The organism is Roseateles sp. GW821-FHT09G09 (assembly GCF_059415965.1).
Genome location: NZ_JBWKOG010000001.1, coordinates 931,167 through 945,511, shown reverse-complemented (window position 1 = coordinate 945,511; position 14,345 = coordinate 931,167). Strand labels below are relative to the sequence as shown.

The window sequence follows — 14,345 nt, the reverse complement described above, 5'->3', positions numbered from 1 at the left end:
GCCAGGATTGTCGCAGGCCCGCAAGCGCTCGCTGCCATCGCCACTAAACTCCACCGGTGTCTGCCCCCTCTTCCCCAAAGAATCCCTCCGTCGGCGGCGCGCCGCCGCTCCATCGGCTGCTGGCCAGCGCCGCCGACGCGGTCCAGGCCGTGCGCGAGGGCCAGTCGCTGACCGAGTGGCTCGCGCGATGCCCCGCCGACCTCCGCCCCGGCGTGCAGGCGCTGAGCTTCACCGTGCTGCGCCGTCTCGGCGCCGCGCAGGTCGTGCGCGCCGCGCTCGCTCCGAAAAATCCGCCGCCGCGCGTGGACGCCCTGCTGGTGACCGCACTCGCCTTGCTCTGGCCCGGCGAGACGGCCTACACCGATCACACGCTGGTCGACCAGGCCGTGCATGCGGTCCGCCAGCGCGCGCCCAACAGCGCGGGCTTCGTCAACGCGGTGCTGCGCCGCTTCCTGCGCGAGCGTGAGGCGCTGGTCGCCGCCGCCGAGGCGGATCCGGTCGCCCGCTTCAACCATCCGCGCTGGTGGCAGGAGCGCCTGCATGCAGACTGGCCCGCCCAATGGCAAGGACTGCTGCAGGCCAACCAGCAGAAGCCGCCGATGACGCTGCGGGTCAATCCGGCGCATGACGACCTGGACGGCTACCTCGCCCGTCTGCGGGAGGCCGGCATCCCGGCGCATCACGCCGGCACGCTGTTCCCGCAGGCCATCGTGCTCGACGAGCCGCGACCGGTCCATGCCCTGCCCGGCTTCGACAGGGGCCATGCCTCGGTCCAGGACGCGTCGGCCCAGCTCGCCGCCCCCTTGCTGCTGGGCCGGCACCGGCCGCAAGACCTGTCCCCGAGCGAGGACTGGCCGGAACTCGGCACCGGCGCGCGGGTGCTGGACGCCTGCGCCGCGCCGGGCGGCAAGACCGCCCACTTGCAGGAACTCGCCGGCAACCGCCTCGATCTGCTGGCTTTGGACGCGGACGCCAAGCGGCTGGAGCGTGTGAGCCAGAACCTGCAGCGCCTGCAGCTGGCCGGCGCGGTGCGCGCCGCCGACGCCCGCGACACCGCCGCCTGGTGGGACGGCCGCCCGTTCGACGCCATCCTGCTGGACGCGCCGTGCAGCGCCTCCGGCATCGTGCGCCGGCATCCCGACGTGCGCTGGCTGCGCCGGCCCGACGACATTCCGTCGCTCGCTCGCATCCAGGCCGAACTGCTCGAGGCCCTGTGGCCGCTGCTCAAGCCCGGCGGCCGACTGCTCTACGCGACCTGCTCGGTCTTCAAGGCGGAAGGCCAGGACCAGATCGACGCGTTTTTGCAACGCCATGGCGATGCGCGGTCGCGTCAGTTCGACCAGGGGGCCGGGCATCTGCTGCCGCTCGCAGACAATGGTCCGCAGGACTCCGCATCCGGCGCGGCGGCCGTCACCGACGGCTTCTATTACGCGCTGCTGCAGAAGACCTGACCCGAGAACTTCCCCCCCTGAATCCGTCCGCGTGCCTCCGCCGTCCCGTCCCGTTTCGCTGCGTTCCTGGTGGCAGCGCCTGACCCTGGTCGGCGCGCTGCTGGCGCTGCACGGCTGGGCGCTGGCCCAGGGCGTGGCGCTGCAGGTGCTGAATGCGGAACGGGTCGAGGATGGCCTGGCCGTCAGCTTCAGCACGCGCTTCGAGCTGCCGCGGCAGGTCGAGGACGCCCTGCTCAAGGGTGTGGCGATCTACTTCGTCGCCGAGATCCAGGTCTTGCGCAACCGCTGGTACTGGCGCGACGCCCGCGTCGCGCAGGCCAGCCGGACCTGGAGACTGACCTGGCAGCCGCTCACCCGCCAGTACCGCGTGAGCACCGGCGGCCTGCACCAGAGTTTCGACACGCTGGGCGAGGCGATCGCCTCCCTGCGCGGCGTGTCCGGATGGCGCGTCGCCGAGACCAAGGACATCGAGGACGACGGCCGCTATTACCTGGAGTTCAGCTACAAGCTGGACACCGCGCAGTTGCCGCGGCCGATGCAGATCGGGCTGGGCGGCAGCCAGGGCTGGGCGCTGAGCGTGGACCGCAACCTCACACTGACGCTGGAGGCGCCGTCCACGCCGCCGCCGAACCGGCCGCAGCCTTGAGCACGCGGAACCCGCCTCCTTGACCTGCCTGGCCGACGTCCCTTTGCATCCGCCGCTTGTTCGTTCGCTTCATCGTTCGCTTGTCCGTTCGCTTGTCCGTCGCTTGTTCGCCGCTCCTCCGATCCCCCTGATTCAGCAAGGACCCTGACCCGTGACCAAGTCGGCGCGCCTGGCGTGGTTGATCTCTGTGACCGCGATCGCGGGCGCCAGCGGCATGCTGGCGTTCCTGCTGTCCATCAGCACGACCGCGCAACGCGGTTTCCTGGAGCGCCACTACGTCTGGCTGTTCTGGGTCAACGTCGCGGTCGCCACCGCGCTGATCATCGTGATCGGCGTGGCCGGCACGCGGCTCGCGCTGCGCGTGAAGCGCGGCCGCTTCGGCAGCCGGCTGCTGCTCAAGCTCGCCGGGATCTTCGCCATCGTCGGCGTGGTGCCGGGCCTGCTGATCTACACGGTCTCCTACCAGTTCGTGAACCGCAGCATCGAGAGCCTGTTCGACCAGCGCCTGGCCAGCGCGCTGGAAGCCGGCCTCACGCTGGGCCAGGACACGCTGGAGAACCTGCGCGCCGAACAGACCGTCCGGACCCGGGCCGCCGCCGAGCGCTGGGAGGACGGCGCGCTGGCGCCGCTGGCGCTGGAGCGGCTGCGCGACCAGCTGGGCGCGCGCAGCGTGGCGCTGATTGCCGGCAACGGCCAGGTGGTGCTGTCCGCCGGCGGCGAGTCCAGCGAGATCCCCGCGCGCCCCAGCGCGACGCTGATGTCGCAGGCGCGCAGCAACGGCATCGCCTCGCGCCTGGAAGGGCTGGAGGACGAGCAGCTGGCGATGCAGGGCGAGGCGCGCATCCGCTCGCTGGCCCTGCTGCCCAGCAGCGCGCTGCAGCTGACCAACAGCGACCGCTACCTGATGGTCGTCAAGCAGATTTCCGGCAAGGTGATCAGCAACGCGCTGAACGTGTCGGCGGCGAACCAGGAGTACCAGCAGCGCTCGCTGCTGCGCGACGGCCTGCGGCGGATGTACCTCGGCACGTTGACGCTGGTGCTGATCCTGGCCGTGTTCGCGGCGCTGCTGCTGGCGGTGGCGCTGTCCAACCAGCTGGTGCAGCCGCTGCTGCTGCTGGCCGAGGGCATGCGCGAGGTCGCGACCGGCGACCTGAAGGCCAAGCCGGTGTTCCGCTCCGGCGACGAGCTCGGCGGGCTGACGCGCTCGTTCGCGGACATGACACAGCAGTTGGCCGACGCGCGCGCGCTGGTCGAGCTCAGCGTGACGCAGCTGGAGCGCGCCCGCACGCATGTGCAGACCATCCTGGACAACCTGACGGCCGGCGTGATCGTGTTCGACGCCGACCGCCGCATCGAGACCGTCAACCCCGGTGCGACGCGCATCCTGAAAATGCCGTTGTCGGCTTACGTGGGCCGGCCGCTGGAGGACCTGCCGGTGCTGGCGGCCTTCGGCAAGGACATCTGGCAGCGCTTCGAGCTGCAGAGCAGTCCCGAGGCCGGCGAGCGCGAGCACTGGCAGGATTCATTCGAACTGCAGCTCGACGAGAAGACCGCGCTGACGCTGCTGGTGCGCGGCGCGCTGCTGCCGCAGGATGCGCGGCTGCTGGTGTTCGACGACATCAGTGAGGTGGTGTCGGCGCAGCGCTCGGCGGCCTGGAGCGAGGTGGCGCGCCGGCTGGCGCACGAGATCAAGAACCCGCTGACGCCGATCCAGCTCTCGGCGGAGCGGCTGCAGTTCAAGCTTGAGGCCAAGCTCGAGGGCAACGACCAGGCGATGCTGGTGCGATCGGTCGGCACCATCGTCAACCAGGTCCAGGCGATGAAGCAGCTGGTCAACGAATTCCGGGACTATGCTCGGCTGCCCGCGGCCAAGCTCGCGCCGCTGGACTTGAACGGACTGGTGGCTGAAGTGCTGACCTTGTACGCCGAGGCGCAGGAGGCGGGTCAATTGACGGCGGAGCTGGCGACCGACCCGCCGCTGATGCTGGGCGACGCGCCGCAACTGCGGCAGGTGATCCACAACCTCGTGCAGAACGCGCTGGACGCGGTCAGCCATCGCCCGGACGGCCATGTGACGGTGAAAACCCAGAAGGCCTTGACCGAAGCCGGCGAGCTGCGGGCGCTGCGCCTGGTGATCGTCGACAACGGGCCCGGTTTCGCGGAGAACGTGCTCAAGCGCGCCTTCGAGCCTTACGTCACGACCAAGACCAAGGGCACGGGGCTGGGACTCGCGGTGGTGAAGAAAATCGCCGACGAGCACGGCGCGCGCATCCGCTTGGTGAATCTACCAGCAGCCAGCGGCGCCGATCAGCCGCCGAGCGGCGCACAAGTTTCGTTATCATTTTCAAAACTCGCGACTGCACCGAGCCCTGCGCAGGACGCGCCTCGGCCGCGTGAACAGTAGGCATACATGGCAACCATACTTGTTGTTGACGACGAACTGGGCATCCGGGCCCTGTTGTCTGAAATCCTCTCCGACGAGGGGCACACCATCGAACTCGCGCAGAACGCCCAGCAGGCGAGGGCCAGCCGCGAGCGCTCGCGCCCGGACCTGGTGCTGCTGGACATCTGGATGCCGGACGTCGACGGCATCACGCTGCTCAAGGAATGGGGCAGCACGGGCCAGCTGACGATGCCGGTCATCATGATGAGCGGCCACGGCACGATCGACACGGCGGTGGAGGCGACCAAGTTCGGCGCGATGGCCTTCCTGGAGAAGCCGATCACGCTGCAGAAGCTGCTGCGCGCGGTCGAACAGGCGCTGGTGAAGACCACGCCCCGGCCGGCGCCGCCGGCGGCGCCGGTGATCGGCGCCGTGATCGGCAACAGCTATCCGCGCCCGGAGACGATGCAGCCCATCGCGGCCGGCACGCTGCCGGTGCAGACGGCCGGTCTCGCGCCGGTGACGCCGTTGCCGCACCAGGGCTTGGCCTCCGAGCAGGTCTTCGAACTGGACCGCCCGCTGCGCGAGGCGCGCGATGCGTTCGAGAAGAGCTACTTCGAGTTCCACCTCGCCAAGGAGAACGGCTCGATGACCCGCGTGGCCGAGAAGACCGGCCTGGAACGCACGCACCTCTACCGCAAGCTCAAGCAACTGGGCGTTGATCTGTCGAGAAACAAGCGCGGCAGCGGAATTTAGTGCTATAGTCGCTGTCTTCGTTGTTCAGCCCAGGACGCAAGACCTGGGATGACTGGAACAGCGGAGCGAGACCCAGTCTCACGGCCAAGTAGCTCAGTTGGTAGAGCAGCGGATTGAAAATCCGCGTGTCGGTGGTTCGATTCCGCCCTTGGCCACCAGATTCAAGAAAGCCCGGCTCTGCCGGGCTTTTCTCATTGCGGCCTCAGCACCGCCCAAGCCTCATGGCCAGGCATGTAGTACGCGCGATCAAAGCGCTCTTGCGCCCGCGCGCCTTCATAGACCTCGGATGGACACACGCCGGGTGAACGGCTTGCACGTTCGTTGGCCGCGACCGCGATCAACTGCCCGCCCGCGGCACGGGCCATGGTCAGCAAGTCGTTCGAAGGCAACTTGAGCATGACGCATTCGCCGTGCTTCAATTCATCGACCAGCTTCTTGAAGAACGGCGCGGGCGGCGTGTACGCCCCCGGGCGTCGCTGCGCGCCAGCCGGCGACGATGACAAGACCTGCGCCTTCAGCACCCTGCGCGATTCGGGCAGCCGATGCCACCCTCGCGACATCTGGTTGCCGAGCGCGATGAGCCCAGGATCCATGCCCAATGTGTAGTGGAGCGATGCGCCGCGCTTGAGCGCGGACTCGACCATCTCGGGCACCGACCGCCCGAACGCGACCGACCTGCGCCCCTCTCCGCGCTCCAATGGCGGCGGCGCATCCTGCGCACGCTCGAATCCTTCAACGCTGCCCGTGGCGAGAAACTCCAGCGCCCCACGGCCATCTCGACAGGCGGCAGCTTTCGGGCATTCCATTTCTGGATTTCTGACTTCAGTGCGGCCACCCTGTCCGCGTCGATGCTCCCGCACGACGACACTGTCGTCGTCGGCGCGGATGCGCCCACCATCGGGGAGGGTGATGTGAGAGGCAGAGGGTTCATAGCACGACTCCTTGACGCCTTGCGGCGCCGACCTGGCACCGCGGGAATCGCAGCGTCCAGATCGTCGAGTCCCCTCGACGAGCCGACAGGTTCTCGCAACTTATCGCGTGATGATGTCCCGGTGCATAGGCGCCAGCAGCGCCAGTAGTCGGTTCTGCACCGTGAACGGCACCTTCTGGTCATCCATGGCGAACTGCAGGTCCTCGACTAGCGCATTGAAGTCAGCCTTGTCCAACGCCAGGTGGGCGTGGGACTTCGCCATCGTCTCGCCGTCGTAGACACAGGGCCCGCCGCTGAGCTGGCAGAACTGTTTGCGGATCGATTCCTTCAGCGCCTTCGGATTGACGCCGTCGAACTTCTTCTTGATGCGATCGTCCGCGTAGGCGCGATCGACCATGCCGTCGACGATGCGGGCAATGCCTTCCTCGCCGCCCAGCCCGCGGTACAGCGCGTCGTCCGCGGCATTCGCATGCACGCTGACGCCGACGCCGATCAGCAACGCCAGCACACCAGCCGTCCACTTGCTTCGAGCAGATCGCATCGTCAGGGTCTCCTCGTCGATTCGTCGTGGTGGCCGCTTGGGGATTCTTGGGCTTCTTCGGCTTATGGGCGCGTCACGCCAAGGATCAGTACGCGAACTGGATCGACCCGTAGACCCCGCGCTGGCGCCGCGGCTGGATGCCGGGCACCACACGCCCCAGGTCCACGTAGGCCGCCGTCAGCGAGAGATGCTTGTTCGGCGCCCAGGCAACGAACACATCCTTCCAATCGTCCTCGCGCAGCGCGTCACCCAGGACCGATGGGTTGAGCTTGTCAGGCTTCATGCGGTACTCGGCGCCGATCGCCCACTGCTTGTTGATCAGGTACGCGACCGACACCTCGGGCATCAACGAATAACGGCTGCTTGCCGTTCCGCCAAAGCCCAGCAGACCGTTCTGGTTGGCGCGCGTCGCGCGCAGCGTCACGTTCACCAGCGTGCTCTGCGCGAGCAACAGCTTGGTGGCGCTCAGGTAGACATCGACGCCGTTGCGCTTCGCGCCGAGGGCGCTCAGCGTCGGCGCCAGGCCGCCGGCGTCCAGGTGCTTGTATTCGACCCCCAGAGCGATCTGCGGCATCCACGTGTCCGCGTCGAGCACCGCATCGCCGATCAGCCGCAGCTTCGCGCCGAGGATCGTCTGCTTCAACCTGAGCCCCGGCAGACCGAGCGCGGCGCCCGTGCCGCCAGCGCTGAAGTCCTGCTTCGCGAGCGACAGCTCGGCGCGCTCGCCGAACGCCACGGACGCGCCGTAGCCGGAGAGGCTGTAGTCCTGTACCGGCAGGCGCGTGAAGTAGGCCGTGGCGCCGACCTGGCCGCTGGTGGCATAGCTGCCCGTCAGCGCCCAAGGGGTCAGGCCGCCCCCGGCGGCGCCATCGATGCTGCTCACACCGCCGGTCAGCAGCAGCTTGCCTTGTGCCTGTGCGGCACAAGCCAGCGGCACGGCCAGCAACAGGGGGGCAAGCGTTCGAATCATCACCAGGCGCCGGTGTTGGCCATCGAGATCCAGGGCTCCGCCGGCGGCAGCGCCGGGCCGTCCTGCAGCAGTTCGACGGAGATGTTGTCGGGCGAGCGCACGAAAGCCATGCGGCCGTCGCGCGGGGGACGGTTGATCGTCACGCCAGCGTCCATCAGGCGCTGGCAGGCCGCGTAGATGTCCGGCACCGCGTAGGCGACGTGGCCGAAATTGCGACCGCCGGTGTAGACCTCGGGGTCCCAGTTGTACGTGAGTTCGATCTGGGCCTCCTCATCGCCGGGCGCGGCGAGGTAGACCAGCGTGAAGCGGCCCGCCTCGTGCTCGGTGCGGCGCACCTCCTGCAGGCCGAGCGCGTCACGGTAGAAGTTCAGGGAGGCCTCGAGATCGGTCACGCGGACCATGGTGTGCAGATACTTCATGAGCGGTCGGCGGATGGCGTTGGAAGAAGGGAAACGGAATGATGCATTGTGGCCGCGACCGGCCCGATGCGCATGCGCCAAGGCCATGTGCGAAGACCGGCTCGATGCGGCCGCGCCAAATGAAAAGGCCCGCGTCTGCGGGCCTTTGTGCGAGCGGAGCGCTCCCGGGGTCAGGTCGCCTGGGGCGCGGCGTCGTCGCCCTGCGCCTGCGGCGCCGCCTGTGCCAGGCGTTGCGTCAGTTCCTTGCGGAAGCGGTTCAACTCCTGGACGCTGGCGAAGCTGCGCTCCATCAGCAGGCTCATGTTGTGCAGGATGCGTTCGACGACCTTGTTTTCCCAGACGGTATCGAACTGGATCTGCTTGTCGAGCCAGCGTTCCAGCCACTCCGGATCGGGCAGACGGCTCTGGATCGTGTCGCGCGGGAACAGCTTGGCGTTCACATGCAGGTTGGTCGGGTGCAGCGCCTGCGCGGTGCGACGCGCGCTGGCCATCAGCACGCCGACCTTCGCGAACGCAGCCTTGGCCTCGTCGCCGAACTTGGTCATCGCGCGCTTCATGTAGCGCAGGTAGGCGCCGCCGTGACGCGCCTCGTCGCGCGACAGGGTTTCGTAGATCGCCTTGATGACGGGCTCGGTGTGCCATTCGGCGGCGCGACGGTACCAGTGGTTCAGGCGGATCTCGCCGCAGAAGTGCAGCATCAGCGTTTCCAGCGCCGGCGCGGGATCGAATTCGAAACGCACCTCGTGCAGCTCGGCCTCGGTCGGCACCATGTCCGGACGGAAGCGGCGCAGGTACTCCATCAGCACCAGCGAGTGCTTCTGCTCCTCGAAGAACCAGACGCTCATGAAGGCCGAGAAGTCGCTGTCGTCCTTGTTGTCGCGCAGGAACATCTCGGTGGCGGGCAGCGCGGACCACTCGGTGATCGCGTTCATCTTGATCGTGCGCGCCTGATCGTCGGTCAGCTTGGACGCGTCGAACTTGTCCCACGGGATATCCGTGTCCATGTTCCAGCGCACGGCCTCGAGTTGCTTGAAGAGTTCGGGATAAAGCATCTGTCTGCGTCCTGTTGAGCGCGCCGGATTCTACCGGTCGCACCATGACAATCCCTTACGCCATTGGCCTGTGGGGCGATCTGGCCTAATCAGGCTTCCAACCAACCTGATGCCGCATTCGCTTCTTGCGCAGCGGCGCGGCCTTCGGCCCCGGATTTACCGATTCCAGGAGACAACGACATGACCCAGTCTTTCGGCCCTTTCCTCAGGCGAACCGCGCTCCTGCTGGCGGCACTGGTGGCGCCCTTGGCCGCGACCTCGGTCCACGCCGCGCCCGCGGCAGAAACCGCCGCGTCCACGGCATCCTGCCCCGAATTGCTCAATCGTCAAATGCCTCGACTGCAGGACGAGAAACCCCAGGCGCTCTGCCAGTATGCGGGCAAGGTCGTCCTCGTGGTCAACACGGCCAGCTTCTGCGGCTACACGCCGCAGTACAAGGCGTTGGAAGCCCTCTCCGCGCGCTATGCGGACAAGGGCCTTGTGGTGCTCGGTTTTCCGTCGGGTGACTTCGGCAACCAGGAGTACGGCAGCAACAAGGAAATCGCCGAGTTCTGCGAGAACACGTTCAACGTGAAGTTCCCGATGTTCAGCAAGAGCAACGTCGCGGCCGGAAAGGCCGACCTGAACCCGCTCTTCGCCGATCTGGCCAAGCGCACGGGCCAGTCGCCGAAGTGGAACTTCCACAAGTACCTGATCTCGCGCGACGGCAAGCAGGTCATGAGCTTCGCGTCCGGCGTGAGCCCGGACAGTACCCAGTTCACCCAGGCGGTCGACAAGCTGGTCTCGCAATCGCAATGAGCACCTGTTCGCTCGGACAACTGAAAAACCTGATTCCCAACGCTTTTTCGTTTGAAAAAGCTGAAAAAAAGGGGCGGGTTCTGGCAATCGGTGCGCCTGTAGCGAGCGGTCGTCATCACCTTGAAAACTGTCCCGGCTAGGTGGGACAGCGGTGACAGTTGCTCACTTATTCGTTCATCGATGGGATGACATCGACCGCGATGCGCTGCACCATGACGGCTCGATCAACACATCGCTGACGACAGACGCAGCGTCGACAGCCGGTAGCAGCGCTCCCTTTGAGGACGCTTAAGCAGGCCGGAAGGCGCAGCGGTTCAGGAGGGCATTCCGGGTTTCCACCAGTCCCGGCAGCGATGGGAGTACAGTCAACGCATCCACTTTCAGCCGCAAGACCTGCTTCCTCGTGAAGCTGCAATCCCGAGGCCTTTCTCCTCCTCCTCCCTCCCTCCCTCGTTGGCCAGGGGCGTCTTGCAGGCTACTTTTATACCCAGGGCTTCCGCATCGCGGAGGCCCTTTGTATTTGTGCCTCGCGAGCGCTCAGGCCAGCCAGCCCTTGCGGCGGAAGTAGATGAAGGGCGCGGTGACCGACGCCACCATCAGTCCGATCGCGAAGAAGTAGCCGTACTTCCAGTGCAGCTCGGGCATCGCTTCGAAGTTCATGCCGTAGACGCTGGCGATCAGCGTCGGGGGCAGCAGCGCGACGCTCGCGACCGAGAAGATCTTGATGATCTTGTTCTGGTTGATGTTGATGAAGCCGACCGTGGCATCCATCAGGAAGTTGATCTTGTCGAAGAGGAAGGCCGTGTGCGAGTCGAGCGAGTCGATGTCGCGCAGGATCTGCCGGGACTCCTCGAACTGCTCGGCGTTGAGCATGCGGCTGCGCATCATGAAGCTGACCGCGCGGCGGGTGTCCATGACGTTGCGGCGGATGCGGCCGTTCAAGTCCTCCTCGCGCGCGATGGCCGCGAGCACCTCGCCGGCCTCGGTGTCGTTGACGTCCTTCTTCAGCACGCGGGCGCTGACCTTCTCGAGGTTGTCGTAGATGCCCTCGAGCACGTCCGCCGAGTACTCCGCATCGGCGTCGTAGAGCTTGAGCAGCACGTCCTTGGCGTCCTCGATCAGCGCCGGGATGCGACGCGCGCGCAGGCGCAGCAGGCGGAACACCGGCAGGTCCTCGTTGTGGACCGAGAACAGCACGTTGTTGTACAGGATGAAGGCCACGCGCACGTTGCGCGGCGCCTCCATGTCGTCGATCAGGAAGTCGGAGCGGATGTGCAGTTCGCCGTTGTCCTCCTCGTAGAAGCGGGCGGACTCCTCCAGATCCTCGTCGACGATGTCCTCCGGGATCACGAGGCCGAAGCGCTCGCGGATCCAGTCCTTCTCCTCGGGCGTGGGCGACTCCAGGTCGACCCAGACGGGATCGCGGTCGTTGTCCGTGCGCGCGAGCAGTTCGGCGGCGGTCGCGATCTCCTCCTGGACCATGCCCCCCTTGAGGCGGCCGTTGTCCAGCGTGAAAACATTCAGCATGCAGGTCCTTCGTCGGCGGTGACGCGCTCTGGCGAACGCGCAAGCCGGAGTGCGCGTTGACGGACCCTCGGGATCGTCGCGGCGCAGGATTTGTCAGGGAGCGGGCGGCGCCGGAATGGGGCACGCGCGGGATGCAGGTCGAAGGTGGCCCGTCTCACTCCGGACAAGCGTCGCGGCGGCGTTGGTGCGGTGACGCTGAACGCTCAGGGGCTGCGGCGGATTGACGCTGGAGTGGATGGCCACCGAGGGTGGTCGCTGTCCAAGGGGAACTCCAGTAATCGGGACACGGAATTATCACATCGCGTCCTCGGGAGCGGCAAGGAAGGACGCTCCGGAGCGTCCGCCGCACAACACCCAGCATTCGAGCACGGACCTCGCCATGCCGCAAGGCGGGAATATTCACCCCCAAAGCTTGCTTTTGATCACTTGCCCGAGCCCCGGATCGGGAGCAGACTGGCCTCGTCTTCTTCATCGACATCGCCCCAGAACCCGCATGCCATCGGCCCTCGCGGCCTTCCGGGTCCCTCGCGGACCGTCCCTCCGCACGTCGTCTTCCGAATCCTCCACCAGATCCCCGAACGCTTCCGGCTCCAGGTCGGCGGCGTGTCCTTCCACCCACATCGATTTCCCCACCCCTCAAGCCCACACGACCCCGAGACTTCCCCCAAGACCCTGAATCGCTCTTTTCCCGCGGCATCCGCCGCCGACTCGACACCGTTTCCGACCAAGCCCTTGTGAAAGGAGGCTTTATGAACCTGACCATCAGCGGCCACCATCTCGAAGTGACACAGGCTCTGCGTGAGTACGTGCTGAACAAGTTGAGCCGGGTGATCCGGCACTTTGACCAGGTTGTGGACATCAACGTCCTGCTGACCGTGGAGAAGCAGAAGGAGAAGGATCGACGCCAACGCGCGGAAGTCACGTTGCATGTGAAGGGCAGGGAAATCTTCTGCGAGCACTCGCACGAGGACCTCTACGCGGCCATCGATGAGCTGATGGACAAGCTGGATCGGCAGGTCTGCCGCCACAAGGACCGGGTGCAGAACCACCACCACGAGTCGGCGAAGCGCATGGACCTGAGCGCCGGGTGACCGGCACCGGGGCTCCGGCGCGCCACGCGCCGGGTGAGAGCCCCTCCCGGACCTCGGGGATTTCCCGGAGGTTCCTCCGCAAGGCGGCCCATCGGGCCGCCTTTTTGCCGAGAATTGTTGCAATGCAACACCAAGGGCGACGTTTTCACCGGAGCGTCGCATCCGTCACACCCCCTGTCGGTAGCGGGATTCCTATAATCCTGTCCCTCAACCCTCGAATCTGCGCCCCGATGGTGCGCAGTGCTGCTCCCCCAGCCCGCCGGTTTCCATGACCGGCAAATGCCCGATGAACCGTCTCGCCGCCATCCTTCCCGCCAGCAACGTGCTGGTCGATGTGGACGCTTCCAGCAAAAAGCGGGTCTTTGAACACGCGGGGCTGCTTTTCGAGAACAACCATTCGATTTCACGCGCCGCGGTCACGGACAACCTGTTCGCCCGTGAGCGCCTGGGCTCCACCGGCCTGGGTCACGGCGTCGCGATCCCGCACGGCCGCATCAAGGGCCTGAAGAATCCGCTGGCCGCCGTGCTGCGCGTGCAGCAGCCGATCGGCTTCGATGCGCCGGACGACGAGCCGGTCACGCTGCTGATCTTCCTGCTGGTGCCCGAAGCGGCAACGCAGAGACACCTCGAGATCCTCTCCGAGATCGCCGAGATGCTGTCCGATCGCGAACTGCGCGAGCGCCTCAAGACCGAGCCTGAGGCCGCGACGGTGCATCGCCTGATCGCCGACTGGGAGCCGCTGAAGTCGGTCGCCTGAACGACGACGCAGCTTCCGGATCCTCCACCCCCACGACCGCGGCCCACCGAACTTGAAAGCCACCTCCATCAGCGCGGACCGGTTGTTCGAGGAACACCGCGAGGCCTTGCGTTGGGAGTGGATCGCCGGACACGCGCACCCGGAGCGACGGTTCGACGAAGCCGCGCTGCGCGACGCGCAATCGGCCGCCGACCTGGTCGGCTACCTGAACTACATCCATCCGTACCGCGTGCAGATCGTGGGCCGGCGCGAGGTGGGTTACCTGAGCCAGGCCTCGGGCGACGTGCTGGACCGTCGCATCGCACGCATCGTCACGCTGGAACCGCCGGTGATCATCGTCGCCGACGACCAGGTGGCGCCGGACCGGCTGGTCGCGATGTGCGACCGCGCCGAGATCCCGCTGTTCACCACGGCCGAGAGCGCCGGCCATGTCATCGACCTGGTGCGGGCCTACCTCGCGCATGTCTGCGCCAACCGCACGACGCGGCACGGCGTGTTCATGGACATCCTCGGCCTGGGCGTGCTGCTGACGGGCGAGTCCGGCCTCGGCAAGAGCGAACTGGGCCTGGAACTGATCAGTCGCGGCCACGGCCTGGTCGCGGACGACGCGGTGGACTTCTTCCGCATCGCGCAGACGGCGATCGAAGGCCGCTGCCCCGAACTCCTGATGAACCTCCTGGAAGTCCGCGGCATCGGCCTGCTGGACATCAAGGCGATCTTCGGCGAGACAGCGGTGCGCCGGAAGATGCGGCTCAAGCTGATCGTGCACCTCGTCCGCAAGGAAACGATGGAGCGGGATTTCGAACGCCTGCCCTACGAGCCCTTGTACGAGGACGTGCTCGGCATGCCGGTGCGCAAGGTCGTGATCGCGGTGGACGCGGGCCGCAACCTGGCCGTGCTGGTCGAGGCCGCGGTGCGCAACACCATCCTGCAGCTCCGCGGCATCGACACTTACCGCGAGTTCGTCGAGCGCCACCAGCGCGCGATCGAGCAAGGCCTCAACGACACGAACTGAAGATCGGG

General features: G+C 66.7%; 14 protein-coding genes and 1 tRNA gene. 9 read left to right on the top strand and 6 right to left on the bottom strand.

Annotated elements, in window-relative coordinates; all coding sequences use genetic code 11:
• Positions 1-56 precede the first annotated feature (56 nt).
• The 5 genes from rsmB (at position 57) to AC07O8_RS04105 (ending at position 5,394) form a co-directional block, all read left to right on the top strand.
• Complete coding sequence (rsmB, locus tag AC07O8_RS04125) at positions 57-1,451, top strand: 16S rRNA (cytosine(967)-C(5))-methyltransferase RsmB (protein WP_495046813.1); 1,395 nt, start codon at positions 57-59, stop codon at positions 1,449-1,451.
• 31 nt (positions 1,452-1,482) lie between these two features.
• Complete coding sequence (locus tag AC07O8_RS04120) at positions 1,483-2,097, top strand: DUF4390 domain-containing protein (protein WP_297523889.1); 615 nt, start codon at positions 1,483-1,485, stop codon at positions 2,095-2,097.
• Between the two features lie 151 nt (positions 2,098-2,248).
• A complete protein-coding gene (locus AC07O8_RS04115) occupies positions 2,249-4,501 on the top strand; it encodes a sensor histidine kinase (protein WP_495046812.1) in 2,253 nt (750 codons plus the stop codon).
• A gap of 6 nt (positions 4,502-4,507) precedes the next feature.
• Positions 4,508-5,236 carry a response regulator gene (locus tag AC07O8_RS04110; protein WP_495046811.1) on the top strand — a complete coding sequence of 243 codons (729 nt, stop codon included), beginning with the start codon at positions 4,508-4,510 and terminating at the stop codon, positions 5,234-5,236.
• Between the two features lie 82 nt (positions 5,237-5,318).
• Positions 5,319-5,394 (top strand) — tRNA-Phe (locus tag AC07O8_RS04105).
• A gap of 33 nt (positions 5,395-5,427) precedes the next feature.
• Here the strand turns inward: AC07O8_RS04105 and AC07O8_RS04100 are convergent.
• The 5 genes from AC07O8_RS04100 to AC07O8_RS04080 all read right to left on the bottom strand — a co-directional run bounded on the left by AC07O8_RS04100 (position 5,428) and on the right by AC07O8_RS04080 (position 9,149).
• Positions 5,428-6,042: a hypothetical protein gene (locus AC07O8_RS04100; RefSeq protein WP_495046810.1), complete on the bottom strand. Its 615-nt coding sequence runs from the start codon at positions 6,040-6,042 to the stop codon at positions 5,428-5,430.
• A gap of 225 nt (positions 6,043-6,267) precedes the next feature.
• A complete protein-coding gene (locus AC07O8_RS04095) occupies positions 6,268-6,708 on the bottom strand; it encodes a group I truncated hemoglobin (protein WP_495046809.1) in 441 nt (146 codons plus the stop codon).
• A gap of 85 nt (positions 6,709-6,793) precedes the next feature.
• Positions 6,794-7,678: a DUF3034 family protein gene (locus AC07O8_RS04090; protein ID WP_495046808.1), complete on the bottom strand. Its 885-nt coding sequence runs from the start codon at positions 7,676-7,678 to the stop codon at positions 6,794-6,796.
• Positions 7,678-8,097: a VOC family protein gene (locus tag AC07O8_RS04085; RefSeq protein WP_297523894.1), complete on the bottom strand. Its 420-nt coding sequence runs from the start codon at positions 8,095-8,097 to the stop codon at positions 7,678-7,680. Before AC07O8_RS04085 ends, AC07O8_RS04090 begins: the two co-directional genes overlap by 1 nt.
• Before the next feature lie 170 nt (positions 8,098-8,267).
• Positions 8,268-9,149, bottom strand: coding sequence for a ferritin family protein (locus AC07O8_RS04080; RefSeq protein WP_495046807.1), 882 nt, complete (start codon positions 9,147-9,149; stop codon positions 8,268-8,270).
• Between the two features lie 180 nt (positions 9,150-9,329).
• Here AC07O8_RS04080 and AC07O8_RS04075 point away from each other — a divergent pair, with 180 nt between their 5' ends.
• Positions 9,330-9,947: a glutathione peroxidase gene (locus AC07O8_RS04075; RefSeq protein ID WP_495046806.1), complete on the top strand. Its 618-nt coding sequence runs from the start codon at positions 9,330-9,332 to the stop codon at positions 9,945-9,947.
• A 537-nt stretch (positions 9,948-10,484) separates the two neighbouring features.
• On the opposite strand, the gene corA is transcribed toward AC07O8_RS04075, so the two are convergent.
• Positions 10,485-11,474, bottom strand: coding sequence for a magnesium/cobalt transporter CorA (gene corA, locus AC07O8_RS04070; RefSeq protein ID WP_297523897.1), 990 nt, complete (start codon positions 11,472-11,474; stop codon positions 10,485-10,487).
• A gap of 749 nt (positions 11,475-12,223) precedes the next feature.
• Here corA and hpf point away from each other — a divergent pair.
• The 3 genes from hpf to hprK all read left to right on the top strand — a co-directional run bounded on the left by hpf (position 12,224) and on the right by hprK (position 14,337).
• Complete coding sequence (gene hpf, locus AC07O8_RS04065; protein ID WP_067281141.1) at positions 12,224-12,565, top strand: ribosome hibernation-promoting factor, HPF/YfiA family; 342 nt, start codon at positions 12,224-12,226, stop codon at positions 12,563-12,565.
• Between the two features lie 286 nt (positions 12,566-12,851).
• The gene (ptsN, locus tag AC07O8_RS04060) at positions 12,852-13,322 is read left to right on the top strand and encodes a PTS IIA-like nitrogen regulatory protein PtsN (RefSeq protein WP_067281138.1); all 471 of its coding nucleotides are present in this window, start codon (positions 12,852-12,854) and stop codon (positions 13,320-13,322) included.
• A 52-nt stretch (positions 13,323-13,374) separates the two neighbouring features.
• On the top strand, positions 13,375-14,337 hold the full coding sequence (hprK, locus tag AC07O8_RS04055; RefSeq protein ID WP_297523899.1) for an HPr(Ser) kinase/phosphatase: 963 nt from the start codon (positions 13,375-13,377) through the stop codon (positions 14,335-14,337).
• The last annotated feature ends 8 nt before the right edge of the window (positions 14,338-14,345 follow it).

Coding starts and splice junctions, on each gene's coding strand:
- AC07O8_RS04110 (WP_495046811.1), top strand. CDS start 4,508: ATGGCAACCATACTTGTTGTTGACGACGAACTGGGCATCCGGGCCCTG.
- AC07O8_RS04100 (WP_495046810.1), bottom strand. CDS start 6,042: ATGGAATGCCCGAAAGCTGCCGCCTGTCGAGATGGCCGTGGGGCGCTG.
- AC07O8_RS04095 (WP_495046809.1), bottom strand. CDS start 6,708: ATGCGATCTGCTCGAAGCAAGTGGACGGCTGGTGTGCTGGCGTTGCTG.
- AC07O8_RS04090 (WP_495046808.1), bottom strand. CDS start 7,678: ATGATTCGAACGCTTGCCCCCCTGTTGCTGGCCGTGCCGCTGGCTTGT.
- AC07O8_RS04085 (WP_297523894.1), bottom strand. CDS start 8,097: ATGAAGTATCTGCACACCATGGTCCGCGTGACCGATCTCGAGGCCTCC.
- AC07O8_RS04080 (WP_495046807.1), bottom strand. CDS start 9,149: ATGCTTTATCCCGAACTCTTCAAGCAACTCGAGGCCGTGCGCTGGAAC.
- AC07O8_RS04075 (WP_495046806.1), top strand. CDS start 9,330: ATGACCCAGTCTTTCGGCCCTTTCCTCAGGCGAACCGCGCTCCTGCTG.
- corA (WP_297523897.1), bottom strand. CDS start 11,474: ATGCTGAATGTTTTCACGCTGGACAACGGCCGCCTCAAGGGGGGCATG.
- hpf (WP_067281141.1), top strand. CDS start 12,224: ATGAACCTGACCATCAGCGGCCACCATCTCGAAGTGACACAGGCTCTG.
- ptsN (WP_067281138.1), top strand. CDS start 12,852: ATGAACCGTCTCGCCGCCATCCTTCCCGCCAGCAACGTGCTGGTCGAT.